Raw genomic sequence first — 12,190 nt, forward strand, 5'->3', positions numbered from 1 at the left:
CAAAGGAATACAAGATGCCTAGCGAACGAGTCGGGGGACGGGCTGATACGTATCACTACTAAAACTGGTCTCTAGGTTATCCGTCACGTGGTAAAGCATGGGGGATAACACGCCGCTTTCTAACGCGGCATTGATTCCTTGCATCGCCAGATTAATCCCCTGACCTAGCACCCCGCCCACTTGTTGGGAGAAAAAAGTTTCCGCGTTTTTATCCGGCAATAAACCCAATCGCACCACCCACTCTCCCTCAGCATTGATATACACGGCATAGACATCCTGCAGTCCAAAATCAAAGGTGGTGTAGGCCGTCATGGGCGTATTGTATAAATAGCGTTTTGCCGCCCCTTGGTGTTTTGCCACAGCCCCTCTAAATCGCGGCTGATCGACCAAACTCTCACGAATATCGGCCATGATACTGTGCGATACCCACTCCGTCGGTAACAGAGAATTGGCCAACATTTTTATTGGAAGCCAAAACATATACAACAATGGTGTCAGCACTACCGCCAACAGACACCACTTTTTCATACGGTTCCCTTACTCTTCAGCCTGCGTATTGAGCACCTGCAAAAAGAGGGCATTCAAAGCGGCCATTAATATACGCACCCCATGTTCTTTTTCGGTGCGATGCAGGCGCTCTCTCTCTTACGTGTTCTTCAATCATGTTTTTCCTCCTGAACTATACGAATTACTACTTTCATGATTCCCCCCAAGCAGTGGCCGGTGGCATAACATGAGAACGCCTTTACCTCGCTATTGGAGCAAGATATCAGACAAAAAATTTATCCTATTAATTTCTACTTTATTCTCTGAAAGCTGCAACCCTAACTCGATATGAGCTCGTCCCGTAGAAAAAGCCACAGGAACGCGATAATACGCATAAGTAATGCTGGAACGACCTACCGGAGAAAGCGTTTTAATTTTTATCAATTTTTCTTTGCCGACCATTTCTAATTGACCTAACGAAGACAACTTGATTAACAGCAAATCCCATTGTTCCGAGCTCAATTCATCAAAGGCTTTTTCTGACATGAACGTTTGATAATGTATCTTTTCCCATTCTGTTAATTTCGGAATTGCCTCTGCAAGAAAAGGTTCAACGTTTACCTCTTGTTCAATAGCGCTGGAGGAAACCCAATATAATCCTGCTAGAAGGAATATTATAATACTGCACAGCCCAAAACCCAGGTACTTAAATAGCTTTTCCACAATCGCTCCTTTTTATGTAAAACGAAAAACGTCGTTTCCTACCTTTCCCGCTACTCGCTCAATAAGTAAACCGAATAAGAACATATTCAGTATCCATCGTGAAAAGTCGCCAAACAATAGCTCCCCCCCTCTGCGTACATCGGCTTTTATCAAATTTCAGGGGTTACTCTCAGGTTCTTGCAACATGAGAACCACACACACAAATGCGCACCGCTCCCTCGTGCAGACACAAAAAAGTGATAACATGCCAACACACCGAACGTCATGAGTTTGAACACCAATGTCAGCTGAAAACCCTGTAATGAAAGATGTCTTTGTCGTGTTCCAAGTCATTCCTCGATTAAAAGAAGGGAATAACTTTGAAGTGGTTGATAAAGCGATTGAAGTCGTCAAAGCCGCTAACGTGCCTTACCAAGTGGGTGCGATGGAAACCACAATGAAAGGTGAGTTGAATCACCTGCTAGAAATCGTGAAAGCGGCGCAACAAGCCTGCTACGACGCCGGCGCGCTGGAAGTGATCACCAACATCAAAATTCACAGCAAAACCGAAGCGGCGACCGACACATTCTGCACCTACGACAGAGGCGTGACCAAAGCCAACCACATGTTTGTCGAGAAGTAGATAAACACCTCCGTCATCGTGTCAATCACGTTGACGGCAATGAATTGTTAAAGCGCTTAAAGCATGGCACTCCCAGCCAAGCTACCCCAAAACAGAATATTGACTGACCAAACCAGCACGCTCTGCACAGGAAGCATATGAAAGACTAACGGTGGATAGGCTTTTAGATCGCGAAAAGGGAAAAGCATTTGAGGCTGCACATCCCAACTGGTCGCAACACGCAGGGCGCTTTTTACGGTTGGGTGATTCACCAAGTATTGTGCATAAGATGCGTATATCGTCCATAAACCCAGTACGCCAAACAGTTCGATCAGCACAATAACCTCTAAACTGAACGGCAACAGTGAAGGCCCACCGATGAGCAAAATCGCGGCAAAAAGCCATTTTTTATTGTTCACTTAACATCCTTGTATTCCTTTTGTCATCATCCCTGATCTAGCAGCATAATGATCGTTGGCTCTGCTGAGGCGCTTGTTATGGCTCAGCCTTAAATTCAACGCGATTACCATCGGGATCATAGACCAACACGATCTTCCCCCAATCGTACTCATAATAATCAGCGTTCACCCCTTGTGAACGAAGCAGTGCCAAGACTTGACGTGCATCAGTCACATCAAACCTTATTGTTATCGGGTTTTTGTCGACACCTTTGGCGGTTGATGAATATTGACCGCCTGTTTCAACGAGAAGATAAGCATCTCCGAATGCAAGTTCAGACATAATAAAATCACCGTCGATTTTTTCAAAAACAACATTCAAACCTAAAACACGCGAATAAAATGAAAGGCAATCTTGATATCGCTCTGTTTTCAAAATGATGCCGGTTCTAACCGCTTCAAATCTCATCGCAACGCTCCTTGATAAATGAGTAAGATATATATTCAGTATCCATTTCAAAGGCATCACAAGCAACGCCTTACCCCGCAAAACGTTGATGATTTCGACGTGCCATAGATTGATAACATAAATGCCTTTTTAGTCATACATATCTCTCGATTAGACCGATTTTCTGTGTTATTTTTCGGATTCTTATCAGTCTATTTAGATAAATGAAATGTCATTTGAATCTGCGGTAACATTTTTCATTGCAATGTTTATCTTTGGCATTACCCCGGGACCGGGGATTTTCGCTATTCTTGCGCGAGCCATGGTATATGGCCCTCGAAAATGTTTCATCCTAGCAACAGGCATGATCACGAGTGATCTCATTTATCTTATGCTCGCATGTTTCGGACTCGCGACGATTGCAGATAACTGGTCACACGTATTTATCGCTATTCGCTACTTAGGGGCTGCGTATTTGATCTACCTCGGGTACAAGATGTTTCAAACGCTACCCCATGTAGAAGGCAAAGTAATATCAGAATCCGAGCAACAAAGAACGACAGCCGCATTCGCGAGCTTCACCCAAGGGTTTTTAATTTCCGCATCAAACCCGAAAGTGATTCTTTTTTACATGTCTTTCTTGCCCACGTTTATTGATCTCACCGCCTTACAAACTCAAGACATTTTCCTTGTCTCTGTACTGTCATCCATTGCCCTCATGTCCGCTGTCATGCTGGTCGCCTTTGGTGCAAGCCGAATCGCAAAGCAGCTCAAAACACCGCACGCACAGCAGCGATTAAATCAAAGTGCAGGCAGCGTTATGATTGCGGCAGGCTCATACCTTGCGATACACAGCTAATGTCACGACAATGGCGTTAAAAGTGCAACTAAACGGCATGAAAAACGCCATCAATATGTCCACTTGTCGAACATAGCTTCAATGTTATGACCATCGGGATCATGCACGAAACACGCATAATAGTTTTCTGTATAATGAGGCCGAGGTCCAGGTGCCCCATTATCTTTCCCGCCCGCTAAAAGCGCGGCGTCGTAAAATTCGTGGACCATTTGTTGGTTCGCGGCTCGAAACGCAATATGGAAGCTTGTTAAAGCGCCTTTTGTCTTAGCGCGGCATATCTCAAATAGGAAACCTTTTCCTAAGTCAAAGGCCCAGAATTTACCCTCTTCGCCAAATGCGAGTTTATATCCTAACGGACGAAAAGCGTCTTCATAAAACTGTCGGCTTCGTTCTAAATCACTGACGGCAATGGTAACGTGATCGATCATCTTCTTACCTATAAATCGAATAAACAGGAAGATTAACGGAATATCAGTGTGCTTTGAAGCACAATGCAGCATCACGACTGTTAGGAGCGCCCAGTAACGAAGATATGACCAACGAAGATATGACAGGCATTGCATTGACCCACAAAACTGTCTTTATAACGTAAAATTTGGGGATCGGTCTAAGACGCTTATAACTCCTTTATAATGACACCCACGATAAAAACCCGTTAACCGCATCCTCTATTCGACGACTATTTTTCTCACCCTTTCCCTCGTTCCATTAACATCCTGCATCCATATTTTTGAACTCAGTGCTATTTCATGGCGATTTCCATCAATTTCTTGCACGACAAAACCTAGCCAAGTGGCTAGTCGATATGAAGCAGTCAATGTGATTTATCAGGCCACGCTTAACAGCCGTCGACTGGCGCTTACCCCTTGAGTTCGTTGCTGGCCAATATGGTGATGGTACTCACGCAACATGTGTTCTTTACCGATTGCACCAGAGAAGTTTTGCTCTAAATGGCAGGCTAATTCCAACCAATTTTCTTCACTCAGGCCAAGACGAGAAATCATACTTTATAATGACACCCATGATAAAAACCCGTTAACCGCCTCCTCTTTTCGACGACTATTTTTCTCACCCTTTCCCCCTACCCTCGAACCTCTTCATCCCTATTTTTTGAACTCAGTGCTATTACATGGCGATTTCCATCAATTTTTTGCACGACAAAACCTAGCCAAATGGCTAGTCGAAATGAAGCAGTCAATGTGATTTATCAGGCCACGCTTAACAGCCGTCGACTGGCGCTTACCCCTTGAGTTCGTTGCTGGCCAATATGGTGATGGTACTCTCGCAACATATGTTCTTTACCAATCGCACCAGAGAAGTTTTGCTCTAAATGGCAGGCTAACTCCAACCAATTTTCTTCACTCAGGCCCAGACGAGAAATAACATTCAATGCGTTTTTTGATATATAGCCGTGTTTTCCATCACGAACAGCACGCCCTGTTTCATCGACAAGTAATAAATAGTCGGTAAACACAAAAGGTAAACCTTTAGGGATATTGGCTCGGGGATTACCCACAAAAGGCAGTAGGTTTTTTGGTTGATAGCTTGATTTGGCAGCATTGGCGCGCTTTTTAATACTGGTATGGGCTGAGGATTCTGGCGTTGTCGCGATACCCGCCCGAACAGGGTTAAGGTCAACGTAAGCCATACAAGCAACGAGTGCCGCTTCATCTAACAAGGCTTGAGATTTAAATCGCCCTTCCCAAAAACGTCCGGTGCAGCCGTCTTCTTTATTGGCTTGACGTGCAATGGGTTCATTCAGCAAACGCATAAACCAACTGATGTCATGCAGCCGTTTCCGCCAATCTTCGGCAATACGTTCGACCGCCTGTAACTGTGCGCGATCCATTTGGCTGCGCAGGTTTTCGTCCAGCCAGGTGTTAGACAGAAAGTTGCCCTTACACACCCGATGCCAGCGGGTGATCACCTCTTCCTGTGACCACATTTTGGCTTGTTCAGCATCCACATGCAGTACCACATGGGTGTGGTTACTCATTACTGCATAAGCACAGAGATCAATCGCAAACACCTTTGCAAGAAACAGCAATCGCTGCTCCACCCATGCTCGTCGATGTTCAAAACTCTGCCCCGTTAACGGATCTTTACCGCATAGAAAGGTTCTTCTCACACAACGCGATACACAGTGATAATACGGTGTATCGGTCAAGCTGACTTGCGTTTTCCTTGCCCTTGGCATGTTGGCTGGCTCCTTGATTCATCCATGATAAAGGAAGCCTAGAACGCAGGGCAGAAAATTACAAAAGTGTGGGTGTCTTGGTAAAGGGCACTACCGCCTCACGGTGTTCGTGCGTCAGGGTATAGTGACGACTATGCCTTATCGATGATGAACAGAAAAGTCCAACTACGGGCTGAAAGAAATGATTGTGAAGTGTGTTTAAAGGCGAAGAAAATCGGATGCAAGATCATCTCGCTATGTCGACTGAGCTATTTCGACAAGACTCATTCGACCGCAGGGCGAACTTAAATTCAACGCATACAAAAAAGCCTCAGTCTTTCGACTGAGGCTTCGTTGTGTTGGCGGAGCGGACGGGACTCGAACCCGCGACCCCCGGCGTGACAGGCCGGTATTCTAACCAACTGAACTACCGCTCCAATTCTGTATGAAACCCGGTAAACCCGATTTCTAGAATGTGGCGGAGAGATAGGGATTTGAACCCTAGGTGGGCTATAAACCCACGCCGGTTTTCAAGACCGGTGCTTTAAACCACTCAGCCATCTCTCCTGAGTGCGGCGATAATACGAAACAACGGCGGCGCTGTAAAGGACTAATTTGAAAAAGATTAATCAATCGCTCAATACGGCATCACTTTGCTAAAACGCACATCACATCAGGCCGTTTTTGCGAAAAAGTGCCGTCATTGCAGAAAACGCTGGGTAAGGTCGTGAAACACTGACTTGGCATCGTCTTCGATGATCTCACCGTGGGTCACGACTATGCGGGTGAAATCCCATGCTTGAATGCTTTCAATAAAACGCTGGAAGCCGGGTTTGTCTTTCAGGGTGAACCCCATTTTAAGCGGCGGGGCAACGCAGCAGCCTTTGAAGCCTATCGGTTCAAACACGTATTTAGTCATCATGCCGACCATGCCGTCATACCCGTCCTGTTCGGGGTAATGCTGAATAAAATCGGTGACAATCAACGACTGTGAGGGGGTGTGGAAAAATACGGTTTCATTGAACAAGGGCACTGACGGCATGGTTTCCCACGTCAGATCCGCCGCCCACACATTTTCCATCCCCTGCTGCAAAATATGGTAGTTGCTCAACGGGACTTTACACGGAATACCGGCACTGACATACACCTCCGCTTCCGGATACGCTTCACACCAGTCTTGCAGCCACTTGCAGTGGTTATTACTGGCGGCGATTATATACTGCACCTCGCCAAGGGCATCGACTTGTGCGTGCAGCTCTGCTGACAACGCCGTGGGGGAATGCACCCACAAACCGCCCTGCGATAAACGCACCACCGTCATACGCAACCCTAACGGTGCGCCTAACATGTTCATACTGTCTTCATGAACCCAAATGTTGTCATCTATTTGCCGCATCGCATCCTCGCATTACCGTTATCTCCTGCTGTTATACTGCCAGAGCAGGAAAAAATGACACTTGATCAGATCACATTCCCCGCCGTCACTTTCCCTTTACCGATATTGCGCAGACGTAATGTATTGCCCAAACGACTCACACCACACAATCACGGTGTTGTATTGGTCGATATCCACCGCAGCATTGACCGGTAGCATGAAACGATCAAACGATTGAATATTGCCAATCTGCAACATGGCGGCTTTGTTGGCGTTGAAATCGGCTTCGGTTTCCACATACACCGGAGACAGGTAGAGTTTGTAATCAGGCCCTGGGGCCAGCTCTCCCACAAAGGTGATGGCCTCATTGCCGATAGTCACTTCCCCTTCCCCCCAATGGAGGAAATCACTGTCTTGGCGATCTTTATCAAACGTGGCGGTAAACTGGGCATCTTGTGCGGTGGCACTGATCATGCTCACTGGCGGGGCGTCGGGGGCGATCAATATAGGCAGGGCATATACCCCCAAGGCGAATCCGGCCGCTAACGCGACCCCGTGGGTGGTGAGTAGTCCCAGTGTGCGTAACATGGCGATCTCCTTATCGTTTAATCCTTACTATCACTCTTTCTTAACTATATACCTTGCGCTCCTCCTCACCGAAAAAGCCGCCGATCGGGATCACAAACGGTGCTGTTCAAACGCGTCATTGAGCAATTTCAGTACGGCTTGATGCACGGGCCCGCCTGCGTGACGACGCGATTCAATCACATCAATGGTGGTCACCCATCCTTCGGGTTCATACTCGACATTCAATTCGGTTAAGCGTCCGTCAGCAAAATACGGCGCAGCCAGCCTATCAGGCACAATCGCCCAGCCGATCCCTTCGGAGGCCAAATCCAGCAGTAACTGATGGGTGTTGGCATACCAGACTTGCGTACTGATGGCGTAACTGAACCACAACTCTTGCCCGGTGGAAGAACGGTGCACGACTTGTCGGTAGGTACGTAAGTCAGTGTCTGTGACGGAGGCTTTCTGCGCCAGGGGATGGGACGGCGCCGCCAGCGTGACAAAACGGCTGTAACCCAATGAACGAAACTCGGCTTCTTCCAGCATGGTGCCATCGGCAAACACCACCCCGATGTGTGCATCGCCATCGCTGATCATGGTTTTGATATCAAAGGTCGAAGCAGACACGATTTCAATTTGGGTCATCGGAAACTGTTCACCCAATACCGCCAATCGGCTCAAGAGTTGCGGCTCTATCAGGCTTTCATCCATGGCGATGATCAGGTCGTGCTCTTCGTCGGCGTCCAACGCCATCACTTTTTGATCTAACCGAAGTTGTTGTAACAATACCGATTGCGCCATGGGCAACAAGGCGTTTCCCGCTGCCGTCAATACCGGCCAATTGCCTGAGCGATCAAACAAGGTTTGGTTAAGGGCTATTTCCAGATTGGACACCGATTGGCTCACCCCCGACTGCGCCCGTTTCAATTTGCGGGCCGCCGCCGAAAACGAACCGCATTCACACACGGTCACAAAGACTTTCAGTTGTTCAAAACTGTACATGATTTATCCTCTCGCCTGCCCGTTACCGTTATTCTCACCGCAAAAGGTATCACACTTCGTGATAGCTGCTAACTTTTCCTCGTAACTGAAATCCGTATCCTATCCCCTTTGAGCAACACCCAATTATAAGAGTCACAGTTATGTCAGTGTTTGAACGTATTTTCCACGCGGTTTTATTTGAAGCCTTAGCCATTGCCTTTTCCGTTTTAGGGTTGATGGTATTCACCGATCACCCCGTCAGCAGCCTATCAGGAACAATGATAGCTGTGGCGACGGTCGCTATGCTTTGGAACATGGTATTCAACGCCATTTTCGACCGCTTCTTTCCGGGACAACGTGAGACGCGTGGTATCGCTGTGCGAGTACTGCAAGTGACTGCTTTTGAAGGCGGCTTGTTATTGTTCACTGTGCCTTTGATGGCCTGGCTGCTGTCTGTCAGCTTGCTGGATGCCTTCATGATGGATATCGGTGTCACGTTATTTATCGCGGTGTACGCCTTCGTCTACAACTTTTGTTATGACCACATTCGTGCCGCCATTATTCGCAAACGCCACGCCCATGGCTTGCAAGCCCATTCTTGATTGTCGGCCGTCGTGATAACGGTCATGACGGAATTTCACCTTTTTTCGGAAGCATTTTGATGAACCTTGAACAGAGCCTTGCCCAAATTAAACGTGGCGTTGACAGCATTACGCCGGAAGCCGCCCTCACAGAAAAACTGGCACTCAATCGCCCGCTACGCGTGAAATTAGGGGCCGATCCTACCGCGCCTGATATTCACCTTGGCCATACGGTGATTTTGAATAAACTGCGCCAGTTTCAAGATCTCGGCCATCGCGTGATGTTCTTGATCGGCGATTTCACCGGTAAGATCGGGGATCCGTCAGGCAAGAATACAACGCGTCCGCCGCTCACGACGGAGCAAGTGGAAGCCAATGCGCGCACGTACCAAGAGCAAGTGTTTAAGATTTTAGACCCAGCCAAAACCGACATCGTGTTTAACTCACACTGGTTGTCACAGTTGGGTGCGGAAGGCATGTTGAAATTGGCCGCCAGCCAAACCGTGGCGCGTATGCTAGAGCGTGAAGATTTTAAACAGCGCTTTGCCGGTGGCCGTGCCATTGGTATTCATGAGTTCATTTACCCACTGCTGCAAGGCTACGATTCTGTCGAGCTGCAAGCGGATATCGAACTGGGTGGCACCGACCAAACCTTTAACCTGTTGATGGGACGTGAGCTGCAAAAACAACACGGCCAAACGCCACAGGTAGTGATCACCATGCCATTGCTTGTCGGCTTGGATGGCGTGAAGAAGATGTCTAAATCGGCGCACAACTACATCGGCGTGACGGAGCCTGCTAACGAGATGTACGGCAAGCTATTGTCGATCTCTGATGATTTGATGTGGAACTACTTTGAGCTACTGTCGTTCCGTCCTATGGCTGAAATTGCGCAATTCAAAGCCGAAATGGCCGCAGGCCGCAACCCGAAAGAAGTGAAGGTGTTGCTGGCGAAAGAAATTGTGGCCCGTTTCCATGACGCCGCTGCAGCAGACGCCGCTGAGCAAGCGTTCGATAGCCGCTTTAAGCATCAAGCGCTGCCAGACGATTTAGAAGCCATTGCCCTGCCACACGGTTTGGCGATTGCGAACCTGCTGAAAGAGGCTGGCTTAGTGGCTTCGACCTCTGAAGCACTGCGCCTGATCAAGCAAGGTGCGGTGAAGTGCGATGGCGAAAAAGTGGAAGATACCCATGCGGTACCGGCGGCAGGCAGCGCGATTTACCAAGTCGGTAAACGCCGTATTGCGAAAATCACCCTCGCGTAATTCGCTTTCTACCTACCGCTATTAACAGCAACGCAGTCTCTAGCTGCGATACTGTAAACCGCAATGCGCTCTGTCAGACAGCCTGACAGGGCGCGTTTTGTTTCGAGATATAAGATCCTGGTTCCTAGAGCCTAGAAACTCGATACTCGAAACCCGAGACTCGCAACTCGGCACTCGGCACTCGAAACAGTCCTTTACCGCTCTCCTCGGCCAAACCGGTACACCAACTGGCCGGCAAACAAATCATCATGGGTATCCCGCGAAGTACTGTAGTAATGCACCCAGTCGAAGGTGAGCGCCCATTTGCGATGAAACTGATAATGCAGACCAAGCCCCGCATTTAACTGAAAAGTGGTGGTGCCGCGGTCTAAATCCAACAAGGTTTCCCCGATCCCGGCCGTCACATACGGGCGTACCACGTTCTCCGTCAGCCAATAATACTGCGCATCCACACTGTAATTTTCGTACGTGACCCGTTCACCGGTTTGTTGACTGTCACTGTCGATACGGGAATAGCTCAGCCGCGTTGAAAAGGCGGGCGTAAAGTACAACCCTAAACTGGCGGTCGCCGCCCAGCGGTTTTCAATGCCCCATGCCTCATCCAAGTTGAGATACCGCGTCCCCAACGAAAAACCGACGATGCCGGTATCTACCGGATCATCAGTCATGCTCATCGGGCGGGTCATGGTGTAGCGGCGTTGCATGGCCGGTGTCGTGTCGCCTTCGCCAAACTGATAGCGCAATTGCAGGTTCACTTGGGTATCCGTGTTACCGTTTGCCAGTTCGACCTCTTGCATGCTGAGATAGCCGGTACCGGCTTTGATCACATCACGGCCAAACAGGTGGTTCACGCCGCGCCCGAGACTGTCTACCGGATCGAGCAAGAACAGGGCGGTATCTCCCACCCAATCAGATCCCCATACTTGCCCGCCACGCTGAATGATTTCCCGCTCTTTGTTAAACGCCCACTCCCCATATACCCACCCCAACACGGGGGTGACGACCAAATCCTGCACCGCAGGCACTTCGGCAAAGGCTTCGACGCCATATTCCCAATAGAAGGTCGACATCAGGAAGGAATAGACAAATGCATCCCACTGGCGATACCCCGATTTTCGGGCGATTTGGTAATACACGCCACCGAAATACGGGTGGCCGATGTAGTTGATGTACCACACATCGCGATCCCACACGGGGCCTTGGCGTACGTTGTCCCACCATTTTTCAAACAGGCGGTCATCACTGGTGTCCCAGTTAGAAATGTCCTCAGGCAGCAAGGCAATAAAGCCCGCCACACCCACGCCGTACCAGAAAATCGATTTGGTTTGCGACCACAATCGCGCCTGATCTTCGCCGTTTTCCGCGGAAAACAACGCCACGTTATACGGCGAGTCATACACGCTATCGGGGTATGCCGTCTCTTCCCAGGTAGAATTGGACCAATGCTCAGACAGTGAACTCGCAGGCAACGAAGACGATACTGCCATTGATGAAGAGGAAGAGAGAGATGACGCTAAAGAGACGGAAGATGTCGTCGGTGGCGATGCAGGCGGCGATGTCGCTTGCGCCATCACACCGCATGCGGTGAACAGTGTCACGCTGAATGAAACGGCACGTAATGGTGCCCATGAAACTCGCGTATCCTTGCGGTATTCGTTTGCCATTGCATCCCTTCTTCTTTTGCTCAACGTTCACAGCCTGTGAATCAGCGCCCCGTACCAGTAACTCAC

Annotated in this window: 15 protein-coding genes and 2 tRNA genes; 4 read left to right on the forward strand and 13 right to left on the reverse strand. The window is 48.7% G+C overall.

Annotated features, from left to right (window positions below; all coding sequences use genetic code 11):
• Positions 1 to 18: 18 nt before the first annotated feature.
• Positions 19 to 528, reverse strand: coding sequence for a hypothetical protein (locus ACSF8W_RS12545; RefSeq protein ID WP_500847664.1), 510 nt, complete (start codon positions 526 to 528; stop codon positions 19 to 21).
• A 225-nt stretch (positions 529 to 753) separates the two neighbouring features.
• Positions 754 to 1,209, reverse strand: coding sequence for a hypothetical protein (locus ACSF8W_RS12550; protein WP_500847665.1), 456 nt, complete (start codon positions 1,207 to 1,209; stop codon positions 754 to 756).
• 280 nt (positions 1,210 to 1,489) lie between these two features.
• On the opposite strand from ACSF8W_RS12550, the gene ACSF8W_RS12555 reads away from it, so the two are divergent.
• Positions 1,490 to 1,831 (forward strand): thiamine-binding protein, encoded by a 342-nt coding sequence (locus ACSF8W_RS12555; RefSeq protein ID WP_500847666.1) that lies wholly within the window; start codon positions 1,490 to 1,492, stop codon positions 1,829 to 1,831.
• 56 nt (positions 1,832 to 1,887) lie between these two features.
• On the opposite strand, the gene ACSF8W_RS12560 is transcribed toward ACSF8W_RS12555, so the two are convergent.
• Both ACSF8W_RS12560 and ACSF8W_RS12565 read right to left on the reverse strand, forming a co-directional pair.
• The gene (locus ACSF8W_RS12560; RefSeq protein ID WP_500847667.1) at positions 1,888 to 2,229 is read right to left on the reverse strand and encodes a hypothetical protein; all 342 of its coding nucleotides are present in this window, start codon (positions 2,227 to 2,229) and stop codon (positions 1,888 to 1,890) included.
• 76 nt (positions 2,230 to 2,305) lie between these two features.
• Positions 2,306 to 2,677 (reverse strand): VOC family protein, encoded by a 372-nt coding sequence (locus tag ACSF8W_RS12565; RefSeq protein WP_500847668.1) that lies wholly within the window; start codon positions 2,675 to 2,677, stop codon positions 2,306 to 2,308.
• A 208-nt stretch (positions 2,678 to 2,885) separates the two neighbouring features.
• Between ACSF8W_RS12565 and ACSF8W_RS12570 the strand changes: the two genes are divergently transcribed.
• On the forward strand, positions 2,886 to 3,515 hold the full coding sequence (locus ACSF8W_RS12570) for a LysE family translocator (protein WP_500847669.1): 630 nt from the start codon (positions 2,886 to 2,888) through the stop codon (positions 3,513 to 3,515).
• A 50-nt stretch (positions 3,516 to 3,565) separates the two neighbouring features.
• Here ACSF8W_RS12570 and ACSF8W_RS12575 read toward each other — a convergent pair whose 3' ends face one another.
• The 8 genes from ACSF8W_RS12575 to ACSF8W_RS12610 all read right to left on the reverse strand — a co-directional run bounded on the left by ACSF8W_RS12575 (position 3,566) and on the right by ACSF8W_RS12610 (position 8,635).
• Positions 3,566 to 3,943, reverse strand: a complete 378-nt coding sequence (locus tag ACSF8W_RS12575) for a VOC family protein (RefSeq protein WP_500847670.1) — start codon at positions 3,941 to 3,943, stop codon at positions 3,566 to 3,568.
• Between the two features lie 399 nt (positions 3,944 to 4,342).
• Positions 4,343 to 4,519: a hypothetical protein gene (locus ACSF8W_RS12580; protein WP_500847671.1), complete on the reverse strand. Its 177-nt coding sequence runs from the start codon at positions 4,517 to 4,519 to the stop codon at positions 4,343 to 4,345.
• Positions 4,520 to 4,722: 203 nt separating this feature from the next.
• Positions 4,723 to 5,712, reverse strand: a complete 990-nt coding sequence (locus ACSF8W_RS12585; RefSeq protein WP_500847672.1) for a transposase — start codon at positions 5,710 to 5,712, stop codon at positions 4,723 to 4,725.
• Positions 5,713 to 6,051: 339 nt separating this feature from the next.
• Positions 6,052 to 6,128, reverse strand: a tRNA-Asp gene (locus ACSF8W_RS12590).
• Between the two features lie 39 nt (positions 6,129 to 6,167).
• Positions 6,168 to 6,258 (reverse strand) — tRNA-Ser (locus ACSF8W_RS12595).
• 133 nt (positions 6,259 to 6,391) lie between these two features.
• Positions 6,392 to 7,087, reverse strand: coding sequence for a DUF4336 domain-containing protein (locus tag ACSF8W_RS12600; RefSeq protein WP_500847673.1), 696 nt, complete (start codon positions 7,085 to 7,087; stop codon positions 6,392 to 6,394).
• Positions 7,088 to 7,183: 96 nt separating this feature from the next.
• Complete coding sequence (locus tag ACSF8W_RS12605) at positions 7,184 to 7,654, reverse strand: DM13 domain-containing protein (RefSeq protein WP_500847674.1); 471 nt, start codon at positions 7,652 to 7,654, stop codon at positions 7,184 to 7,186.
• 90 nt (positions 7,655 to 7,744) lie between these two features.
• Entirely contained in the window at positions 7,745 to 8,635 is an 891-nt protein-coding gene (locus ACSF8W_RS12610) for a LysR family transcriptional regulator (protein WP_500847675.1), read from the reverse strand.
• Between the two features lie 140 nt (positions 8,636 to 8,775).
• Between ACSF8W_RS12610 and ACSF8W_RS12615 the strand changes: the two genes are divergently transcribed.
• Positions 8,776 to 9,216: a PACE efflux transporter gene (locus tag ACSF8W_RS12615; protein ID WP_500847676.1), complete on the forward strand. Its 441-nt coding sequence runs from the start codon at positions 8,776 to 8,778 to the stop codon at positions 9,214 to 9,216.
• Positions 9,217 to 9,272: 56 nt separating this feature from the next.
• Positions 9,273 to 10,460, forward strand: coding sequence for a tyrosine--tRNA ligase (tyrS, locus tag ACSF8W_RS12620; RefSeq protein ID WP_500847677.1), 1,188 nt, complete (start codon positions 9,273 to 9,275; stop codon positions 10,458 to 10,460).
• 194 nt (positions 10,461 to 10,654) lie between these two features.
• On the opposite strand, the gene ACSF8W_RS12625 is transcribed toward tyrS, so the two are convergent.
• Complete coding sequence (locus ACSF8W_RS12625; RefSeq protein ID WP_500847678.1) at positions 10,655 to 12,124, reverse strand: DUF3943 domain-containing protein; 1,470 nt, start codon at positions 12,122 to 12,124, stop codon at positions 10,655 to 10,657.
• Positions 12,125 to 12,190 lie beyond the last annotated feature (66 nt).

It is taken from the genome of Photobacterium sp. 270122K, from assembly GCF_059941365.1.